This is a genomic window from Croceitalea vernalis, from assembly GCF_031846405.1.
GTDB lineage: Bacteria > Bacteroidota > Bacteroidia > Flavobacteriales > Flavobacteriaceae > Croceitalea > Croceitalea vernalis.
In genome coordinates, this window is record NZ_JAVRHU010000003.1 from 283,407 (window position 1) to 304,516 (window position 21,110).

Sequence of the window (21,110 nt, forward strand, 5' to 3'; positions counted from 1 at the left end):
TACGGATTTGGTTTGAGCCTTTTTATGCCTTAATGGTCTTCAAATTTTGTAATAACGAATTCAACTCTTCTATTGGCATCACGCTCCTTATCAGAAGTACCTAAGTGCAATGGGGCCTTATCCCCTTTTCCCTCCCAAGTAATGCGTTTTTCTCTGAGTCCCAGTTCCTGCAAGTACAGAGCTACAGACCTTGCCCTTCTTGAAGACAAGTATTTATTATAATTCTCAGAACCCAAATCATCAGTGTGCCCATAAATTTCTAGTTGTACTTTTGGGTTTCTACGCAAATGAGCGTATACTTTTTGAACTTCCTTTTTTGCTTTTTCAGTTAGCTTAAAATCATCAAACTCAAACTGTAATTGATTCAGAACAAAAGGCTTGTTGATTTCAAATTTTTGCTTGTTACTAATTGCAAGGGTAACATCATCTATATAGTAGTAAGAAAGGTTCTTTTGATTCGGCTCATTTTTATTCAACCTTATAGTTCTAGAATATCTGTCGTCTTTAAAATTGCCAAAAGTCAAGTATTCCTCATAGCCCTTTGACTGAAATTCAGCTTCTACTAATGACCACTTATCGCTATCAAAAATAGTGCCTTTTACTTTTAATTTGATGTATGAAAACTTATCCACTTTAAACCTATCTAAACGCCTTGGAGAGAGATTTTTATTGGTATCAAGATTTAATGGATTTTCAGTTAACAGCACAGAAGCCTCTTGTATGGCCAAGGCAGATATTTCTGCTAAGCTCAAACGTAAAGAGACTTTATAAAATTTACCCTTTTCTAATTTAGAACTTAACTTGAACTGAATGTATTCTCTGTAATCATTAGGACTTAAAAGATATAAACCTGCATATGCATTACCTTCAAAAGCTTCTTGTGAACCATTAAAATTATTGGGAATACTTACATCTTTTGCTCCACATATATTAAAATAATCGGTAGAGCCTTTTGTTGGTGCTTTTAAACTTTTACTATCATTTGAAAGATTCCCTATCATTGTAGGGCATGCATAATATGCTTCAAAACCACCATTGACCACCAAGTTTTGGGCAGTTAAGGGTAAAATCGAAAAACAAAGAACCAAGACGAAAGATAATCTTTCAGTCATACTTTCAGTTTATCAATGAACCTTTAGTTCATTAATTAGGTTTGGTCAGCGTCTATTATTGGTTGTCAAAATTTGTCATTACAAACTCAACCTGACGCTTTTTAAGTTGGTTTTCTTTTAACTTACCATTTCTGAGAGGCTTGGTTTCACCAACACCTTCCCAAACGATACGATCATCGTTTACTCCTAGTTTTTTTAGATATAAAGCAACAGCTCTTGCTCTTAATGAAGATACAAACTTGTTGTATTCAGGATTTCCCGCCTCATTAGAATGCCCAGTGATTTTCATTTGCACATCAGCATTCTCTTTTAAAAACTTAAAAATCTTTTTAACACTTGCAATCGCTTCGTCGTCTAATTCATAGCCTTTGGGTTCAAATGGCTTACTCTCTAAAACATATATTTTGTCTTTCTCATAATTTACTCGAGGTAATTCTTCTAGCTCTAAATTATCTACATAATAATATGAAAAGTCACTTGGTATTATTGTTTGGTCACTTTTTAATAACTCAGTATCCTCATTGTTTCTGAAGTTGCCAACTATCATATGGTTTTCAAAACCTTTGGCGTCAAACTCTGCTGTTAAAGTAACCCAGCCATCGTTACTCGATAAAGATTTGTCAGCCTTTAATGAAACTTCATAGAATTCAATTCCTTCTTGCAAATCCATTCTAGAACTTGTTAGTGCCGCACTATTTGGCACTCTAATTCTAGCATTAGTTAAAAGGATGGACATATTTTTTAAAGCCAAACTTGAATGTTCAGCTAAACTTACTTGTAATGATATTTTATATGGATGTTTTTCTCTTAAGGTCTTAGCCGTATTCAATTGAATATATTCTCTATAATCATTTAAGGCATAAAAATAAAGACCAATGTAGCCAGCGCCATCACTAGCTGCTTGTTCACCTTTAAAATTAGACGGAACGTTAAAATCGTTTGAGGCGCACTTATTAAAATAATCACCAGAGCTAGAGGTCGGCAAGGAAACATCTTCTAACAAAGCATCAAAATTAGCCATATTGACAGGGCAGTCTTTAAAGCTCTCAAAACTTGGATTCAAAATCAAGTTTTGTGCAAATGTTACACCACTAAAAAATAAAATGAAAATAAAAGAAACGCTAAAGCGAGAGTATAGATTGGTCATAGTATACTGATTTTGGCTCTCGCACTAGTATAAACGACAATCTTTTAGCAATATTGTTTGTTATTTAGCAATTCTAAAAATGACGTTCATCGAAAAGAAATACTAATTCTGGTTAGCTTACGTTACAATAGTCCAAATCTTATATTATAATGCGCATAGTACCTATTGTGCTCATATTATTTATGCTACCGTTTTTGGGCCATGCTCAAAATACGATTACTGGCAAAGTCACTGATGAATTGGGATTACCAATTTATCTTGCTGCCATTTCTATTGATACTTCCAAGGATATTACTTATACAGACTATGATGGCTTATTCTCTCTAACTAGCGATAAAGATTTTCATTGGAAAATTAATATCAAATCAACAGGATATAAAACAGAGTCCTTTTTTGTCTTAAGTGGCGGGAGCACAGAAAGTATTGTGTTAGAATATAATGAGGAAATGAAAAAATTACTAGGAGGTTCAGATGGTTTAGGCTTCAATTACCGAATGAAGCCTTGGTCAAATAAATGGTTGTTTGACAAACCAAAAAGTCAATTCGTTGGTGCATTTAGTTTAAAATAGGAATCACTCTATTTTTAATAAAAATTCTGCACGCCTATTCTTTGCACGTCCAGTTTCTTCAATATTATTTGAAATAGGCTTTGTACTGCCATGACCGAACCAGGAAACTCTTTCTCGACTCACTCCAGCATCAATTAAATATTTAGCAATTGCTTTTGCTCTTTTATTTGAAAGAAGATGGTTATAATATTGAGTACCCTGATTATCAGTATGCCCATGAATTTCAATCATTAGTCTAGGGTTTTCTTTAAGTCTAGACAATATACTAGTTAATTCTACTCGAGCCTCTTGAGTTAAATTAAAGTGGTCAAAATCAAAATGTATATTCTTAAAAGCTATTAAAGAATCGTTTTTTATTTCAGATTCACCGAGTATGATATCGCTATCTGCAGTTAATGAAACCATATCAATATAGTAATACGCCCCCTTCTTGGTTTCTTTTCTTTTAGTTTGCACTTTTCTCGTACCCTTATTATTACGAAGGTTGCCCAGTATAAGATAGCGTTCAAACCCTTTAGCTTTGAAACTTGCTTCAACTTTCAACCAGTCTGTTTTATCTTTATGAAATTTTGGATGATTGACTTCAATTGTCTGAAATTGATTTCTTTCTGTTCTATACAATCGTCCTCTTGAAAGCTCTTTACGCGTTTCAACATCTAATGATTTATAACTCATGACAACCCCAAAATCTTTCACTGCAAAATCAGAACCTTCCGCTAAACTAACGTAGAAACTGATGGTATAGGCCACTCCTTTTCTGAGCATTCCTTTTAAGGGCACTTGAATATATTCTCGATAATCTGCTGGTGCATAAAAATATAAACCAGCATATGCATTTCCGTATTTAGGTTGTTGAACCCCATTAAAATTTTCTGGAGCACCCATTACCTTACTACATGTATTAAAATAATCTGTAGTTCCATTAGTCGGGGTTGACCAATGCTTTACGTCTTCATTAAAAGTACCAAGAGTTTTAGGGCATATTTCATACACCTCAAAACTTGGGTTTTTCACCAAATTCTGACTAAGGCACATGGGTACGTTAACTAGGAATACTATGCTATACAGAACTGCTCTCATGCAGTTGTAAGATAGTAAAAAGAAATACTGGGCTAAAATAAACAGACGCCGATAGTATTCTCAGGGTAACTTCAACTAAACACTAGTTGGACTCAACTTAAGTGCAGAATAATTGGTGTTTCACTAAAAATCAAATTTATAAGAAACCCCTGCCAGTGCTTGAAAACCTTGAACTCTGAAATTATACCAATTCTGATAATTGTTGTTGGCGATGTTTGACAGTTTTGCAAAAACCGATAATTGATCATTAAAACGATAACCCAAATGTGCATTAGCATCAAAAAAGCTATCTAAAGTCACAATTGTCGATGGAAATTCATTTGCCGGAATATTGGCTACTGCTTGCGACTGTAAATCTTGTCTTTCACCAATAAAAAATAAATTCGCCCCTGCAAACCATTGATTCGTAATTTGATAATCCATAAACAAAGACCCTTTTAATTCAGGAAGGTTCCAAGCTGGATTATCAGTCTCTGTCCTATAATTGTAATATTCAGCATTTAATCCTAAAGTAAAGTTTCTATTTACATCAACATTCAATTCAGCAAAAACCCCAAGGGTTCTGATATCGTCATAAAAAACTTGAAAAGAATTACCGTAGTTATAACCCTGATCATCTGTTCTCAAAAGGTTTTGTGGATTTAAAAAGAACAAAGGCCGACGATTTTCTGCCATATATGAGCCCTTTATATTATAGCCAACATTAGAGAATAATTGTCCTTTTAAGCCCAAATACCCATTGTATTGCTGATCGGTTGGTTGAATAAATAAAGTGGGAGAAACGTATGGATTGTCATTAACAAAATCATAATACGAGTTTTGCCTTAAATCACCTTCTATTCCTCCATAGGCAATTACTTGTTCATCAAGTAAGCGATAAGAGGCAGTAACTGCTGGATAAATATAAAAACTACCATTACTTCGTTCAATATCTGAACCATAAACAAAATTAGCACCCAAACTAAGGGTCAACTCATCACGTAAAACCAAGAAACTTGGATTCACTCCAACTTGAAAATGACCATAATCAACACCATTTGTATTTTCTGTACTATTCAAATCTGCGTTGATAAAACTACCACCGAGATAATCAAACTTAGTTTTGATATTTACCAATTCATCTGTAATAGGTAATTCAATTTCAGATTTAAAAACAGCCCTGTTCTCTGCTGATTCTGAAGTATCCCAAAAACGACGAATCAAAATATTTCCATTTTTAAAAAAAGAATCCTCTAAATTTAAATGGCCCTTTACTTGAGCGTTAAAATAATTTTGTCTTTCGTCTATAGCATTAACTTGAGTTTGTGTGAAAGCACCACTCTCTAATCCGTACCAATTATACAATTGATGTTGCAGTCCAATGCTTGCACCCCAATCAAAATCACGGTCTTTTTTAGCATATGAAGCATTCAATTTTGTGTTATAAAAATCTGTCTCTAACGGTGTGCTATTAATATCACCTCTTGAAGAATGATGGGAAAAACCAAAGTCTAACAAATCTTCATCCCTCCCTAATTCTCGACTGGTATAAAAATCGACTAAGGCATTATTAAAATTACCCAAACCAACCGACGCATATGAATTATATAATATTGGAGGTGGTAATTTCTCAACCTTAGCAGCTTTTGCCTTTGCTGGAGTAAACGTAGATGCGACAGGAACCGAGAAAATACTATATTCAATTTTCTTTTTTTGCAATACAATTGAATCATTAAGAACAGGAACCGATTTTATCTTAAAAGCATCTGAAACGGTGGGGGAATAGGGTTTTACAACGGTAACCGTTTCAGTGCCGATATCGTCAGTTTCTTGGGCTGAAACCAACATAAAAAGGCTCAAAAAAAATATGATGAATAAATTTCGTTTTTGCATCGATTTCTGATTAATTTCCGTTAGGATTAACTGATGAATTTATTTCTGCTTGACGGGTTTTTATTAAGGAAAGTTCGCCTTTTGCCTCTGCAACAATTTTATTAAATTCTGCAAAATTTTCTATTACACTTTCCAATATATAAGTAGCCTGAAAAGCATCATCTAAAGCATAAAAATTCTTTGCCATTAGTACTAATCCTTTTCCACCCCATTCTTTGTAACCGGCGTAATCTTTTACTAATCTTTGTACGGAAATATTTGAAGCTTCATAATCCGTATTCTTATTCTTAAAAAATGCATCATAGTACCATGCCTCTGCAGCAACTTCACCTGATGCTATTTTTTTTACTTCGGTAAATGCAGATTCTGCTAATTGTTCATTTCCTGTTTCAATTGCTGAGCGAGCTATCATAATTTGAGCATCACTTTTAATACGATCATCAATATTCGAAGCGGCTAATACTTTTTCAGCATAGGCGATAGTGAGCTGATAATTCTTTTGCTTGTAGTACCCTTTCATTAAATTTGATTGGGCGAAGGTTTTATTCTGAGAAATTTCAGCTGTATTCTCGAGTCTTTCTAAAAATGGTACCGCATTTTGATAATCTTGCTTTGCTACATATATTTCACAAACCCTTGTTAAAGCTTGTTCAGTATATTCACTTGTTCCACTATCAGCTACATTTACATAGCGCGGCAAGGCCTTTACTTGATCACCTTTTGAAAAATAAAGTTGCGCTAAAGTGAAATTGGCTTGATTAGAATGTAAACCATTAGGAAATTCTTTGAGATAGTCTTCAAAACTTTTAATAGCGCCATCAGTCTTACCTTCAGCGTATTTTCTATTGGCAGCTTCAAAACTAGCTTCATCAAGCTCAGCATCTGTTACTTCAACAAAATCTAAATTTCTTGCCCAAGCAGCATATTCACTTACCCTACCCATATCAACATAAACTAATTTCGCAGTAGCAACTGCCTGTTTCGCCTCTTGCGTATTAGCATAGTCATTTACAACCTTTTTCAATTTGGTTAAAGCCTGTTCATTACGATTTGCATTGTAATGGACTAAGCCCTGTCGTAGCATAGCTTGTGGTGCAAACTTGCTCTTTGAAAATCTTGAAATTAATTGATTATAAGTTTGCAAACCAGATGCTTCATTCCCGCCTTTTATATAAGTATTTCCTAATTCGAATAAGGCATCATCGCGTAGCGAAGACCTTGGAAAACGTTCAACAAAACGCTCTAACTCATTAATTTTATTAGAATTATTACCTAAGAAACCATTACATAGCGCTTTTTGAAAGGTAGCATAATCACGTTCAGGTCCATTTATTTTTGAGGCGCTATTGTATTCAGAAATTGCGGCGTTGTAATTACTAGTCACAAAATAACTATCACCTAGTCGTAAGTAAGCGTCCGTTTTTTCCGGAAGCCCATCTTCGTAATTATTAGTTACTTTCTTGAAATAAGAAATAGCACTGGTATAATTTTTCAATTTAAAATGGCTATAGCCAAGATTATAATCTAACTGATTATATTCTTCTACATTTTTACTTGTTAAACTATGTTCAAAAGATGTAAAATCACTCAAAGCTTCTTCGAACCTGTTCAGGCGATACGCCGATTCAGCCTTCCAATATTGTGCCCTAGCCTCAAAATCTTTATTCTCTGTATTTTTTAGAGACTTTGAAAACCGCTCAATAGCGTTTTCATAATCTCCATCAATAAAAAGCTCCACACCACGATAAAAAGCTACCTTTTGATAAGTTTCTTTACTTGCATAACCACTGTTTTTTTCGAGCAGAATCATTGCACCTTCAAAATTCTTTGATGTGATGTAAGAATCTACCAAAAGAGTTTGTAATTCATTTTGATGTTCATCCTTAGGGTATTTTTCTAAATAGGCACTGATAACCTGTGGTACAGGCTCATAGGCATTACCAATTTCATAACTTAATCGGGCATAATTTAGAGTTGCATCTTTCTCAATTTCTTCATTGAACGTCATCTCTGAGGCATTCCTAAATGCATTTAAGGCTTCTGATTTTTTATCTAATTTTAAATAACATTCTGCTAAATGGTAATAAGCATTTTGAGCAACGCTATTGGTGCCCCCAATAATTCTATTAAATTGACCAATTGCCGATTCAAAATCGCCTTGTTTATAGTAACTGTATCCTAAAAGATAAAAATCTGTATTACTCCATTTACCTCTTTTACCTTTATATTGTTTTAGGTAAGGAATTGCTTGATCGTATTTTTCTAAATTAAAATAGCTTTCACCTATTATTTTATTTAACTCAGAAATTTCTCGTCTATCTGATTTCGGAATTTGTTTTTCAGCCATCTCAATGGCCTTTTCAAAATTACCTAGCTTAAAATTTAAATCTGCTTGGTAGTATGATAGTTTCTCTTCTAGAACCTTGGGGTCTGTAATTTCATCAAAACGCTCATTTGCCGATTCATAGTCATCATGCTCATAAGCGATATAGCCCATGTAGTATTTCGCTTGAGCTCCATACTTTTCTGAATCTAGAACTTTATTTAAATAGCGTTCTGCTTGGTCTGCATTATTTGTGGCGTAGTAAGAATAACCACTATTGAAATTATAACGTTCTTCATCAGCCCTAGCCATAGCCCCTTTATCCACTTTCTTATACCACTTTAAGGCGTAAGGGTATTTTCCAGTCTCAAAATAATAGTCCGCTACATCAATAAAAGCAGAATTACGTTTGGTAGACGTTGGGTAGCGTTCGACAAAATCTTCCATTAGTTTATCGGCACCTCTTTGATTAAGTCTTACCGCAGCATTGGCAGCATAATAAACACTATTAGCTTCAGTCTCATAATCATCAGTGGTGTTTTTAACCTTTTCAAATAAAGCTTGAGCTGCCTGATATTGTTGGTTATTATACAAAGCCAAGGCATCTTGAAACTGCTTCTGTTCGTGGGTATAAATTTTTGTTTCTTGGGCGTCAATGGATAATAAAACGCCTAATTGGAAAATAAAAAATAATGAAGTGGTTCGATTCATAGTGTTCTACGCTGTTCTCGATTGATGAATCCATAACGTCAAAATCCGCGCCAAAGTATATTTTTAATCAAAGTGCGTTAAAAAGAATAGTTTCAAACATAGAATTAAGGAACTTAGTACCTTTATATCTCTTAAAGTTAAAAAATGCCAGAAACCATATTGAAATTACAAGACGTCGCTGTTTTTCAAAATGAAAACTTAATACTTAATGATGTCACTTTAGAAGTAAAAAAGGGTGAATTCGTTTATATTATTGGAAAAACCGGAAGTGGTAAAAGTAGTTTCATGAAGACACTTTATGGGGATATCCCTTTGAGACAAGGTTATGGGTCGGTTGTAGACTTTAATCTAAAAACTCTCAAGGAAAATGACATACCATTTTTACGAAGAAAACTAGGCATCGTTTTTCAAGATTTCAAATTGCTTTCTGATCGTAATATTAACAATAATCTAAAGTTTGTTTTAAAAGCTACTGGTTGGACAGATTCTGTAAAAATGGATTTGAAAATTGAAGAGGTTTTGGACAAAGTTAGAATGAAAACCAAAGGCTTTAAATTTCCTCATGAGCTTTCAGGTGGTGAACAACAACGTATTGCCATAGCTCGCTCTTTACTTAATGACCCTGAATTAATATTGGCAGATGAGCCAACAGGTAATCTTGATCCTCAAACAAGTGTAGAAGTCATGAAGGTACTTCAAGATATTAATGATAGTGGTCGCACTATTATTATGGCTACCCATGATTATGCACTTATTTTAAAATATCCACATAAAACAATCAAATGTGATGGTAACAAGATGTTTGAAGTAATTCAAAAAGCTATTTAAATTAAATAGAGCATGATACTCCATAAAGAAAATCATAAAAAAGATAAAGAGATAAACCCTTTAATCGGGATACTACTTTTTCTAATATCGATAGTTTTAATGCTTATCTCAGGGCCAATTGGGTTTATTTTTGCTTTTCTTAAATTACTTTTTACGAAAGGAATAAAGGGTATCGGCGGGTATGCTTTGCAATTAGCTATATCAATTGACCAGCTTGGGAATGTGCTTATGCAACATCTTTTCAATAGTATTTGGATAAAAAATAATGGATATCAATTTGGGAATAGAGATGAAACTATTTCAAGCGCTATCGGTAAAAACAAAGAACTGGGAACTTTAACCAATTTTGGTAAAGTAATCGATAAACTTTTAGACCTAATTGACCCAAATCATTCTTTAAATTCTATTGATTACTACATACAACCCACTGATTAAAATATCTCATAATTACAAGTATTGTTAAAAATTCGTTAAGTATCACCCAAAAGATTTTCGTTTCTTTGTTAAAACAAAACTTACTTTCCTTTTATGGAACTTCTTGGAATTGATATAGGTGGCACCGGAATAAAAGGAGCCTTGGTAAATGCTGAAACTGGAGAAATGCTAACCAAAAGGTTCCGAATACCAACCCCAACTTCAAGAAAACCTCAAGAAATGGCTGAAGTGATTAAGCAAATTGCTAATCATTTTAACTATAATGGACCCGTCGGATGCGGGTTTCCCACAATTGTAAAAAATGGCGTTTGTATGTCGGCCGGCAATCTTGATGAAAGCTGGGTTGGTGTTAATATTGACGAATTATTAACTACCGTAACTGGTCGTGAATGCACTGTAGTCAATGATGCTGATGCTGCTGGCTATGCTTCAATGAATTATGGTATTGGAAAAGGAAGAGAAGGTTTAGTTATCATGATTACCATTGGCACAGGTCTTGGTAGCGGTGCTTTTTATAATGGACATTTATTACCAAATTTTGAGCTGGGACAAATTCCATACAAAAAATACAAGAAGATTGAGCTTTGGGCTGCTGCCTCTGCTAAAGAGCGTGAAGATTTGACTTTTGAAAAATGGGGCAAACGTTTTAATAAGTTTCTTAAGTTAGTTGAAACTATTGTTGCGCCAGATTTAATAATAGTAGGCGGAGGAACTTCTAAAAAATGGAATGAGTTTAACCAGTATATTGATATCGAAACTGAAGTTGTAAAAGCAGAATTAATGAATCATGCTGGAATCATTGGTGCTGCCGTAGCCAGTTTAAAGGAAGAACACCATGGCCATCTCAATTAAAAAAATTATTAATAAAAAAAGCCCTTTTTAAAAAGGGCTTTTTTTATTTTTTAAGTAATCTTATTTCGTTTACGATCAACTTCTTTTAAATAAATTTTTCGAAGTCGAAGGTGATTAGGAGTTACCTCGCAATATTCATCTTTTTGAATATATTCTAAAGCCTCTTCTAACGAAAACTTAATAGCCGGTACAATTTTAGCCTTATCATCTGCTCCAGATGAACGAACATTCGATAGCTTTTTGGTTTTCGTTACATTAACAGTCATGTCATCTGCTCTAGAGTTTTCACCAATAACCTGTCCTTCATAAATATCTTCTCCCGGATCAATAAAAAACTTACCTCTATCTTGCAGTTTATCAATTGAATAAGGAATTGCAGAACCATTTTCCATAGAAACTAATGATCCATTATTACGTTGAGCAATTTCTCCTTTTAATGGTTGATACTCTAAAAATCGATGCGCCATAATAGCCTCACCTGCAGTGGCTGTCAGTAATTGATTTCGTAAACCAATGATTCCTCTTGACGGGATTATAAACTCGCACAACATACGAGAACCCTTGGCCTCCATACTCGTCATCTCTCCTTTACGGATAGAAACCATTTCTACAGCTTTTCCTGAAACTTCTTCGGGCAAATCAATAGTCAAATGCTCTACAGGTTCACATTTTTTTCCATCAATCTCTTTTATGATTACTTGCGGTTGACCAATCTGTAATTCGTAACCTTCGCGACGCATAGTCTCAATTAAAACTGAAAGGTGTAATACGCCACGACCAAAAACCATAAACTTATCTGCACTATCAGTTTCTTCAACTCTCAGCGCTAAGTTCTTTTCAAGTTCTTTTTGCAAACGTTCATTAATATGCCTTGAAGTAACGAATTTTCCGTCTTTACCAAAGAAAGGACTATCGTTAATAGTGAATAGCATACTCATCGTTGGCTCATCAATGGCAATTGTCTTTAGTTTTTCAGGATTTTCAATATCTGCAACAGTATCACCAATTTCAAAACCTTCCATACCAACTATAGCACAAATATCACCAGTTCTTACATCTTGCACCTTTTGACGACCTAATCCTTCAAAAGTAAAAAGCTCTTTAATTTTTGATTTTACGATTGTACCATCTCTTTTTACCAATGAGACTTGTTGTCCTTCTTTTAAAGAACCTCTTGTTAATCTACCAATCGCTATACGACCAGTAAAAGACGAAAAATCTAAGGATGTAATTAGCATTTGTGTAGTTCCCTCTTGAGGCTTAAACTCAGGGACATGTTCTATTACCATATCCAATAAAGGCTCAATATTATCAGTTGGATTTTGCCAATCTTCACTCATCCAATTCTGTTTTGCAGACCCATATACCGTTGGAAAATCTAACTGCCATTCTTCAGCACCCAATTCGAACATCAGATCAAAAACTTTTTCATGTACTTCTTCAGGAGTACAATTTTCTTTATCAACTTTATTGATAACAACACAAGGTTTTAAACCTAAGTCAATTGCTTTTTGAAGTACAAATCGTGTTTGCGGCATTGGACCTTCAAAAGCATCTACTAACAGTAATACGCCATCAGCCATATTTAATACACGCTCTACCTCACCGCCAAAATCGGCGTGACCAGGTGTATCGATTATATTAATCTTTGTCTCTTTATAAACAACAGAAACATTTTTAGAAACAATGGTAATACCACGTTCTCTTTCCAAATCATTATTGTCTAGAATTAAATCACCTTTGTTCTCATTTTCACGAAACAATTGACAATGAAACATAATCTTATCAACCAACGTAGTTTTACCGTGGTCAACGTGAGCAATGATGGCAATATTCTTGATTTTAGACATAACCTTTATTTTAAGCGTGCAAAGATACTGCTAAATTTTACAGTGTAACACAAAGCTGTGTTATTTTTATCTTATTGATTTTGAGGAAGTTTTGCAATTACTTTTTCTTATTCCCTAGTACCCATCCAATACTAAAATCAATTCTAACTGCAAGACCACTATCAACATCATTTTGATAGTAACCACTGCCAAACTCCAAGCCAAAGTTAAATCCTGATTTTGAAGTACGTTGCAACCCGTATAAAGGACCAACAAATAAGTTGCTATTATTACTAAGATTTAAATCACCTAGTATCGAATTGCCATTAACATATAAAACACTGAGAGCTAAATAATTTCCAGAATTAGCACTGATTTTTTTTCCTTTTGTCAATCTACGTTTCATATTCGTGTAATAACGATATTGACTTTCAACATAAGGATAGATACCAAACTCTGTACTACGTTCAGAACCAGTTCTAATTGCAAAACCAGTTCCAAGTTCAAGATTTATAGTAGCGTCATTACCAATCCCTTTTTCATATTCTAAACTTGGGGCTAGAAAATTTACTTTGAATTGATTGTTTTCAACATTGTAAGAAGACTGACTTAAAACTATTGAAGTAAGAAAATGACATAAAAAAGTTGAAATAATTCGCATGATGGTGTTTTTAGTTATGCAATCCTTTTAACAAATACAATGCCAATCTTGAAATAAGAACTACAAGTACCTTAGCGAATTATTTGCCTACACACCAGCGTTTCTCGCTCACAATCCAACCAATACTTAAGTTAACGATCGGATAAATACCATTTTTAAAAGGCCCAACATAGTAGGCTGCCCCAGCATCAATTGAAAAACTGAGACCTGAATTATAACTGCGTTGTAACCCATAGACTAATCCAGCATATCCATGAACTCCTTCCTCTATCTCATTAGCAACAACTCTTGGGTCAGGAGATAACACCGCGGCGGTAGGTGCAAAATAGTTTGCCGAATTACCATATATCTGTCTCCGCCTTCTGGCTCTTTGTTCAAAATTATGGTAAAATCGAGTTTGCAGTGTCAGTGCAGGAACAAAGTTAATTTCATCATAGGGGTCGGTAAAAGCTGGATCAAGAGCGGGTTGTAATGCCGCTTTAATATTTAAGGTTTGATTTACACCGATACCCATTTCGTATTCAAGCCCAGGACTAATTATATTAATTTTCCATTGCCGCAACTCACAATTTTTTCCAAATTGAGAATGTAGTATTGCGGTTAAAAAACAAAAAATCAAAAGGATAATTCTTTGCATAGTAGGTGAATTTGGGTATTAACATAACACAGACTTATTCAAAATAGTATTTTTGCCAAAAATTAAGTCACATGCAACTAAGTCTTATTCCTCAGATAAAACATACTAATACTGATAATTTTTTATTATTGGCTGGTCCATGCGCCATTGAAGGAGAAGAAATGGCACTTAGAATTGCTGAGAAAGTTGTTGCTATAACTGATGATTTACAAATACCATACATCTTTAAAGGGAGTTTTAAAAAAGCAAACAGAAGTCGCCTTGATTCCTTTACGGGAATTGGTGATGAAAAAGCGCTAAAAATCCTGAGAAAAGTATCTGAAACATTTAATGTACCAACGGTAACTGATATTCATACTGAACAAGATGCAGAAATGGCTGCTCAGTATGTCGACGTATTACAAATTCCAGCATTTTTAGCTCGGCAAACGGACTTGCTAGTCGCAGCGGCAAAAACTGGCAAAGTGGTAAACATAAAAAAAGGACAATTCATGAGTCCTGAAAGCATGAAACATGCTGTAACTAAAATAACCGAAACTGGAAATTCACAGGCCATAATAACCGACAGAGGCACTATGTTTGGTTATCAAGATATGGTGGTTGATTTTAGAGGCATTCCTACTATGAAAGCGTATGCTCCTGTTGTTTTAGATGTTACTCATTCATTACAACAACCCAATCAGTCTTCCGGTGTTACGGGTGGCCGTCCTGCATTAATAGGGACTATGGCTAAAGCAGGCATAGCCGCAGGAGCTGATGGCCTTTTTATCGAAACTCATTTTGACCCAGCTAATGCTAAAAGTGATGGAGCAAATATGTTAGAGCTTAGCTTATTAGAGAAACTTTTAAGTGATTTAGTGGCAATACGCGAAGTTGTTAATCGTTTGTAAATTTCAATGTTTACCATCATGCGAATATTTTTAGCTCTAAGTTTCATTCTTGCACCCCTTATCTTCAACGGCCAATATAATTTTGATAAAGTCACTCAAAGTGAAATCGATCTTAAGGTTTATGAAAAAGATACCACAGCCAATGCTGTTGTTCTGACTGAAAAGGGAGAGTATAAATTTCAGGTCATAGAACAACGCATTTTCTTAATAAAGAATTATAGTGTAAAAATTAAAATACTCAAAGAAAAAGGCTTTGAGCAAGCCAATATTGAAATACCGTTATATCATAATGATAGCTCAAAAGAAATAGCTTACGATATAAAAGGAATCACACATAATGGTATTGTAAAATCAGTTTTGAGTCAAAAAGACATTTTTAAGGAAGATACAAGTGAAAATTGGTCCATTACAAAATTAACAATGCCCAATATCCAAGTAAATTCTGTTATTCAATATTCTTATAAAATAAAGACACCATTTTTCTTTAATCTAGATGGTTGGGATTTTCAATCTGATATTCCAAAAATTTACAGTGAATTTAACGCAGAAATTCCTGGTACTTATTATTATAATCGAAGTTTATATGGAAGCTTACCGCTGAGTATAAAGGATGTTAGTATCAAAAATAATTGTTTTAGACCATCAATTATAGCGAGGGAAGTCAATTGTGAAGTGATTAAATATGCCATGAAAGATATTCCAGCTTTTGACAAAAAAGAAAAGTATATGCTGGCTGCAGAAAATTATATTGCACGATTAGATTTTGAGCTAGCCACACACTATCAATTGGATGGCACCAAAAAAGAATACTCCAAGACATGGAAATCCGTAGATTCTGAGTTCAAAAAAGATAAAGATATTGGCCGGCAATTGGGAAAAAGTTTATTTTTCACAAAACAGTTTGAAGAAAACAATCTTCAAGGAAATAGTGACCTTGAAACAGCAAATAACATATTTAATTTCGTTAAAAAGCACTTTAGATGGAACGGTAAATATGGTATTTACAAGAATATTCGTGTTAAAGAAGCTTTCAATGAAAAAGTTGGAAACATTGGAGAAATCAATATTTCATTAATTAATATGCTGAATGCGGCAGATATTAAAACAAATTTAATGCTGATTTCAACACGCCAAAATGGTTTACCGAAAAAATCTCAACCCGTAATTACAGATTTTAATTATGTAATTGCAAAAACCGAAATTGGTGGCAAAACCTATCTTTTAGATGCAAGCGACAAAATAAATTCCTTTGGTTTTTTACCATTCAGATGTTTAAACCATTATGGTCGTGTAATGGATTTTAAAGAAGATAGCTATTGGTATGATATTGTACCTCAAAACAAGAATAAAGTAGTGATTAGAGGTAATGCAACCTTGAATCCTGAACTAGGAGAAATAACCGGTAAAATCAGGGAAATTAATCAAGGTTATAATGCCATTGCAAAATATAAAACCCTAAAATCCAAAACAGAGCCTGAATATTTAGACGATATCGAAGGTTCTACTTCTTCAGAATTCTTTATTGACGACTACAAGTTAGAAAAGGAGAGAAGTACTGATAAATTGGTGATGCAATCTTATGATTTTAGTATCGAAAATGCGCTTAAAGATGGTGCAATTTATCTTAATCCAATTCTTATTAAGTTTTTTGCAAAAAATCCTTTTTTGCGAGAAAGTAGAAATTTTCCAATTGATTTTGGATATCCTTACTCCTATGAATATAATTTGACCATTAAAATTCCTGAGGAATATAAGTTAATTTCCCTCCCAGAAAATAAGGCCATTGCCTTGCCTAATAATCATGGAATTCTTGATTTTAAATGCTTAGAAAAAAATGGACAGTTAAATGTTCGATTTCTATTTCAATTGAAAAACTATTATTTTGATTCTGAAAATTATGAGGCACTTCAGGCATTTTTCAATGAAGCTGTAATCATTCAGAAAAATTCCCTTGTCAACATTCAAAAAATTTAACACTTACTTTTTATAAAACCCATTGGCTTTAAGGGCATAAGATTCTTTTAGAACCTCAGCTAAAATTACATCATCGATTTCTTGAAGAGAAGTGTATCGTAAAGATTTAACTACTTTTCTATCTTGACTAACCATAAGTTCAATATGCTTAGTCAAATGAGAAGAATTCCAAAATGCGACATCTACGTACTTGCCCTTATAAGAGGCATTCAAATAGCATATGGGCTGTTTACCAGCGTAAAAGCAAGGAATGTTCCATTTGTATTTCATATCAACTTCAGAAATGACCATTTCGATAACTGCTTTAATATGTAGCAAAATACTTCGGTAAGGCTCTTCCCTACTCAATATATATTCTTCGGCTGGATTCATACGTTAAACAGAAGTTATACTCGAAATTATAAAATAAATTCTTGGTTAGATTAAAAAAATAATTAACTTTGTATTTCAAAGTACTTTAATATGAGTTCAAAAAAATATTTGGAGGATATTTCTCAAATCAAAGATTTGATGAACCGCTCTTCTAGGTTTATATCACTTAGTGGCTTATCCGGAATACTAGCAGGCCTTTATGCCATTACCGGTGCTATTGTCACCTATTTCTTTCTATTACCGGAGCCTGGGACCTATCTAACCTTACATAGTTGGAACTTTAAACTCATTATTGGAATATTAGTGACTGTAGCTACCTTAAGTGTAATTACCGCATACCTTTTAACTTCCAAAAAAGCGAAGAAAAACAATGAAAAAATATGGGATTCCACTACAAAAAGATTACTAATCAGCTTTTTAGTTCCTTTGTTTACTGGAGGCATTTATATACTAATAAAACTAGGAAGTCAACACTACGGTTTGACCGGTTCTTTAATGCTTATATTTTATGGTCTTGGTTTAGTTAGTGCTTCAAAATATACTCTTGGAACGGTAAAATACCTTGGTTACGCAGAGATTTTATTAGGTCTTATTTGTGCAGCTTTTCCTGGTTATGGCTTTTGGTTTTGGCTCATCGGCTTTGGTTTTTTGCATATAATCTATGGTAGTTTAATTTATTTTAAAGACGAGAAAGCTTAGCATGGGCTTAATTGATAATATCAATAAATTATTTGATCATCGTATTCGCTTGGGTATTATGTCGATTCTCGTTGTAAACGAAAGTGCGGACTTTACTGCACTAAAAGAATTGTTGGGTGTTACAGATGGAAATTTAGCCAGCCACACAAAAACTCTGGAAAAGGCCAATTATATAGTGGTTGAAAAGTCATTTATTAATAGAAAACCAAACACAAAATATATGATTACAAAGAGTGGAAGAATAGCTTTTAGTAAACACATTGAAGCACTTGAAAACATTATCAAACAAAAAGAATAATTTTTTTAACAACTTACTTTGAAATACAAAGTACTTTTAATATTGAAATATGGAATCAAAAAGACAAAAATTCGGAAACTGGTTTAGAACATCAATAACAGCTAGAATGGTAATTGTAGGTTTTATTTTGCTCATATTACTCATTCCTTTAAGCTTTGTTAAAGAACTTATTAGGGAGCGTGGTTTTAGACAAACGGAGGTGATCCAAGAAATCAATCAAAAATGGGGAAATCAAGTCACCCTATATGGTCCGATAATCAAAATCCCTTACAAGACTTATAAAGAGGAAAAAACCTATGATGCGCAATCAAAAACCTATATTAAAACCTATGAAGATGTATTTCACAACGCATACTTCTTACCCGAAACTTTAAACATTGACTCCAATGTTGCCACTGAATCTCTAGAAAGGGGGATTTACGAATCTGTCGTTTTTACTTCGGATATAAAACTGACTGGAAGTTTTAAAGGTTTTGATTTTTCTTCGGAAGAGATTCCCGATGAAGACATCCTTTGGGATAAGTCAACTGTTCTTATAAAAACAACAAATTTAAAGGGTATTCAAAATGAAATTAAAGTGAAACTCAATACCAATTCCTTCTCCTTAAAACCTCAATTTGATAACCAATATATGAGTACACTCTCAAGTGGTCATATAAATAATCTTCAAAAAAATCATAAGAAAAATATTGCCTTTAGTATTGACATTAAAATAAATGGTAGTGAAAGACTACAATTTATTCCTGTTGGAAGGGAAACCTTGACTCATATGGTATCTGATTGGCACTCCCCAAGTTTCAATGGTAATTTTTTACCAGATGATAAATCAAAAAAGATAAGTTCCACTGGTTTCGAGGCCAATTGGAAAGTATTAGAAACCAATCGTCAATTTGGACAACAATTCTTCGATAAGCTTCCTGATTTATCAGCATATTCTTTTGGAACTGATTTGATTATCCCTATTGATGATTATCAAAAAACAGAGCGAACCAGTAAATATGGACTTATGATAATCGGTTTAACCTTATTTGTTTTTCTATTGATTCAAATCATTAGTAAAATTGATATCCATCCATTTCAATATTTAATGATTGGATTGGCCCTTGTTATGTTTTACACGCTATTAATCTCTATTTCAGAGCATCAAAATTTTTTAAAAGCTTATCTAATTGCTGGTATTGCTGTAATTGGACTTATTACCATGTATTCAAAGACCATCCTAAAAAATATAAAATTTCCTTTACTAATATTTTCTTCTATGACAGCATTGTACACTTTTATTTTTGTCATTATTCAATTAGAAAATTATGCACTTCTGGTAGGTAGTATCGGGCTGTTTGTGATTTTGGCAATTATCATGTTTGCCTCTAAAAAAATAGATTGGAGTCAATCATAGAATATGTTAGTTGGTTGATGAAGGGGTTGCTGTTTAACCGCAGTAATCCTTTCTAAAATCATATAAAAACTTAAAGAATGAAAATAAAAGAACTCGTAAATCAAAAATTCAAAGAAATTGGACAATTAATTTTTGGTCTTATTCTATTTATTGTACTCTTAGCTTTTCGAATTAAAGTAACTAAGGAAGTTTTTCTGCTTTTTCTAAGCTGGAATCTAATATTAGCCTTAATACCTCTAGTTATAACGCTTATTCTATATAAAAATCCGTCATTGATGGCAAAACGATGGACCAAAGCAGTATTCACATTTTTATGGTTGCTTTTTCTTCCAAATGCTCCTTACATTATAACCGACTTTATTCATCTTAAATTTTCTACTTCAACTTATCTTCTCTTAGATACTCTGATAATTTCTATAGCAGCGCTAACAGGGTTTTTATCTGGTGTTTATTCTTTCAGAATTATGAAAGAGTTTTATAGCCTTAATTACCCTAAAAAAATTATTGGGGTTTTTACTGTATTCATCTCTTTTCTATGTGGGTTTGGAGTTTACCTAGGCAGGGTAATACGTTTAAATAGTTGGGATTTTTTCTTTAACCCAATGAATACTATACTAATGATGCTAGAGAGTATAACGCAGCCATTGGCATGGATTACCACAATTATTTTTGGCCTTCTTATGTTAATAGCACTATTTAAATTAGATAGTAATAAAGTTGATAAAAATTAAAAAAGCCGTCATTCTATTAAAACTTACAATAGGATTAAGACAGTAAGAAAACTCAACGTTAAGAGAAAAAGCAATTTAGCAACTATCTAATTCCACTTTTTTATGAGGATAATTAATATTGAATTCTTGATTAAAATCTTTTTGAATTATACTTTTCAAATAAAGAGGAGAATCCTCTGGGATATTTATTTCTTTAGTTGCCATATCGATATCGAACACGAGCTTATCAAAATCATCCATTAAATCATCCCTGTTCGCTATTAAGAATTTTGAAATCTTCTCTCTTAGTCTATATTACAAATCAACGCAGAGCTTTTTCATCTCATTAGTGGTATCCAGGGAAGTAATCCAATTAAATCTCATTATTGGTTTAAAGGTTCCCTAAAGTAATTATTTTGATAGTCGTTCGTATGTTTTAAAAAAGAAAGTATTCAAATAGCATATGGGCTGTTTACCATCGTAAAAGCAAGGAATGTTCCATTTGTATTTCATATCAACTTCAGGAATGACCATTTCGATAACTGCTTTAATATGTAGCAAGATACTTCGGTAAGGCTCTTCCCTACTCAATATATATTCTTCGGCTGGATTCATTTTATAAAATTATCGAATTAGCTTTTATTAATCTTTTCTTAACCTTTTAAATAAACAGCTGATTAATTCGGGTGCTTATATTAAAAGATATTTGAGAAGT

20 protein-coding genes are annotated in these 21,110 nt (G+C 33.4%); 10 read left to right on the plus strand and 10 right to left on the minus strand.

What is annotated here, in order from left to right:
* Nucleotides 1-29: 29 nt before the first annotated feature.
* Together RM520_RS11680 and RM520_RS11685 are read right to left on the minus strand one after the other, a co-directional pair.
* Nucleotides 30-1,112: an OmpA family protein gene (locus tag RM520_RS11680; protein WP_311388135.1), complete on the minus strand. Its 1,083-nt coding sequence runs from the start codon at nucleotides 1,110-1,112 to the stop codon at nucleotides 30-32.
* A gap of 55 nt (nucleotides 1,113-1,167) precedes the next feature.
* Entirely contained in the window at nucleotides 1,168-2,259 is a 1,092-nt protein-coding gene (locus RM520_RS11685; protein WP_311385878.1) for an OmpA family protein, read from the minus strand.
* A gap of 149 nt (nucleotides 2,260-2,408) precedes the next feature.
* Here RM520_RS11685 and RM520_RS11690 point away from each other — a divergent pair, with 149 nt between their 5' ends.
* Nucleotides 2,409-2,828, plus strand: a complete 420-nt coding sequence (locus RM520_RS11690) for a carboxypeptidase-like regulatory domain-containing protein (RefSeq protein WP_311385879.1) — start codon at nucleotides 2,409-2,411, stop codon at nucleotides 2,826-2,828.
* 3 nt (nucleotides 2,829-2,831) lie between these two features.
* Here RM520_RS11690 and RM520_RS11695 read toward each other — a convergent pair whose 3' ends face one another.
* The 3 genes from RM520_RS11695 to RM520_RS11705 form a co-directional block, all read right to left on the minus strand.
* Nucleotides 2,832-3,863, minus strand: coding sequence for an OmpA family protein (locus RM520_RS11695; protein ID WP_311388136.1), 1,032 nt, complete (start codon nucleotides 3,861-3,863; stop codon nucleotides 2,832-2,834).
* 168 nt (nucleotides 3,864-4,031) lie between these two features.
* Complete coding sequence (locus tag RM520_RS11700; RefSeq protein ID WP_311388137.1) at nucleotides 4,032-5,780, minus strand: TonB-dependent receptor; 1,749 nt, start codon at nucleotides 5,778-5,780, stop codon at nucleotides 4,032-4,034.
* Between the two features lie 10 nt (nucleotides 5,781-5,790).
* Nucleotides 5,791-8,814 (minus strand): tetratricopeptide repeat protein, encoded by a 3,024-nt coding sequence (locus RM520_RS11705; protein WP_311388138.1) that lies wholly within the window; start codon nucleotides 8,812-8,814, stop codon nucleotides 5,791-5,793.
* 144 nt (nucleotides 8,815-8,958) lie between these two features.
* On the opposite strand from RM520_RS11705, the gene RM520_RS11710 reads away from it, so the two are divergent.
* The 3 genes from RM520_RS11710 to ppgK all read left to right on the plus strand — a co-directional run bounded on the left by RM520_RS11710 (nucleotide 8,959) and on the right by ppgK (nucleotide 10,929).
* Nucleotides 8,959-9,642 (plus strand): cell division ATP-binding protein FtsE, encoded by a 684-nt coding sequence (locus RM520_RS11710; RefSeq protein WP_311385883.1) that lies wholly within the window; start codon nucleotides 8,959-8,961, stop codon nucleotides 9,640-9,642.
* Between the two features lie 12 nt (nucleotides 9,643-9,654).
* Nucleotides 9,655-10,077: a hypothetical protein gene (locus RM520_RS11715; RefSeq protein ID WP_311388139.1), complete on the plus strand. Its 423-nt coding sequence runs from the start codon at nucleotides 9,655-9,657 to the stop codon at nucleotides 10,075-10,077.
* Between the two features lie 93 nt (nucleotides 10,078-10,170).
* Nucleotides 10,171-10,929, plus strand: a complete 759-nt coding sequence (gene ppgK, locus RM520_RS11720; RefSeq protein ID WP_311388140.1) for a polyphosphate--glucose phosphotransferase — start codon at nucleotides 10,171-10,173, stop codon at nucleotides 10,927-10,929.
* A gap of 50 nt (nucleotides 10,930-10,979) precedes the next feature.
* Here the strand turns inward: ppgK and typA are convergent, their stop codons facing one another.
* The 3 genes from typA to RM520_RS11735 all read right to left on the minus strand — a co-directional run bounded on the left by typA (nucleotide 10,980) and on the right by RM520_RS11735 (nucleotide 14,056).
* Complete coding sequence (gene typA / locus RM520_RS11725; RefSeq protein WP_311385886.1) at nucleotides 10,980-12,779, minus strand: translational GTPase TypA; 1,800 nt, start codon at nucleotides 12,777-12,779, stop codon at nucleotides 10,980-10,982.
* A 97-nt stretch (nucleotides 12,780-12,876) separates the two neighbouring features.
* Nucleotides 12,877-13,419: a hypothetical protein gene (locus RM520_RS11730; protein ID WP_311388141.1), complete on the minus strand. Its 543-nt coding sequence runs from the start codon at nucleotides 13,417-13,419 to the stop codon at nucleotides 12,877-12,879.
* A 79-nt stretch (nucleotides 13,420-13,498) separates the two neighbouring features.
* Nucleotides 13,499-14,056: a hypothetical protein gene (locus RM520_RS11735; RefSeq protein ID WP_311388142.1), complete on the minus strand. Its 558-nt coding sequence runs from the start codon at nucleotides 14,054-14,056 to the stop codon at nucleotides 13,499-13,501.
* 71 nt (nucleotides 14,057-14,127) lie between these two features.
* Between RM520_RS11735 and kdsA the strand changes: the two genes are divergently transcribed.
* Both kdsA and RM520_RS11745 read left to right on the plus strand, forming a co-directional pair.
* On the plus strand, nucleotides 14,128-14,946 hold the full coding sequence (gene kdsA / locus RM520_RS11740; RefSeq protein WP_311388143.1) for a 3-deoxy-8-phosphooctulonate synthase: 819 nt from the start codon (nucleotides 14,128-14,130) through the stop codon (nucleotides 14,944-14,946).
* An 18-nt stretch (nucleotides 14,947-14,964) separates the two neighbouring features.
* On the plus strand, nucleotides 14,965-16,920 hold the full coding sequence (locus RM520_RS11745; RefSeq protein ID WP_311388144.1) for a DUF3858 domain-containing protein: 1,956 nt from the start codon (nucleotides 14,965-14,967) through the stop codon (nucleotides 16,918-16,920).
* A gap of 3 nt (nucleotides 16,921-16,923) precedes the next feature.
* On the opposite strand, the gene RM520_RS11750 is transcribed toward RM520_RS11745, so the two are convergent.
* Complete coding sequence (locus tag RM520_RS11750) at nucleotides 16,924-17,292, minus strand: DUF1801 domain-containing protein (protein WP_311385891.1); 369 nt, start codon at nucleotides 17,290-17,292, stop codon at nucleotides 16,924-16,926.
* Between the two features lie 90 nt (nucleotides 17,293-17,382).
* Here RM520_RS11750 and RM520_RS11755 point away from each other — a divergent pair, with 90 nt between their 5' ends.
* The 4 genes from RM520_RS11755 (at nucleotide 17,383) to RM520_RS11770 (ending at nucleotide 20,416) form a co-directional block, all read left to right on the plus strand.
* Nucleotides 17,383-17,991, plus strand: coding sequence for a hypothetical protein (locus tag RM520_RS11755; RefSeq protein WP_311388145.1), 609 nt, complete (start codon nucleotides 17,383-17,385; stop codon nucleotides 17,989-17,991).
* Between the two features lies 1 nt (nucleotide 17,992).
* Nucleotides 17,993-18,289 carry a winged helix-turn-helix domain-containing protein gene (locus tag RM520_RS11760; RefSeq protein WP_311388146.1) on the plus strand — a complete coding sequence of 99 codons (297 nt, stop codon included), beginning with the start codon at nucleotides 17,993-17,995 and terminating at the stop codon, nucleotides 18,287-18,289.
* Nucleotides 18,290-18,338: 49 nt separating this feature from the next.
* Entirely contained in the window at nucleotides 18,339-19,685 is a 1,347-nt protein-coding gene (gene creD, locus RM520_RS11765) for a cell envelope integrity protein CreD (RefSeq protein WP_311388147.1), read from the plus strand.
* A 77-nt stretch (nucleotides 19,686-19,762) separates the two neighbouring features.
* Nucleotides 19,763-20,416: a DUF1361 domain-containing protein gene (locus tag RM520_RS11770; RefSeq protein ID WP_311388148.1), complete on the plus strand. Its 654-nt coding sequence runs from the start codon at nucleotides 19,763-19,765 to the stop codon at nucleotides 20,414-20,416.
* Nucleotides 20,417-20,806: 390 nt separating this feature from the next.
* Here RM520_RS11770 and RM520_RS11775 read toward each other — a convergent pair whose 3' ends face one another.
* On the minus strand, nucleotides 20,807-21,010 hold the full coding sequence (locus RM520_RS11775; RefSeq protein WP_311388149.1) for a hypothetical protein: 204 nt from the start codon (nucleotides 21,008-21,010) through the stop codon (nucleotides 20,807-20,809).
* Nucleotides 21,011-21,110: the final 100 nt, after the last annotated feature.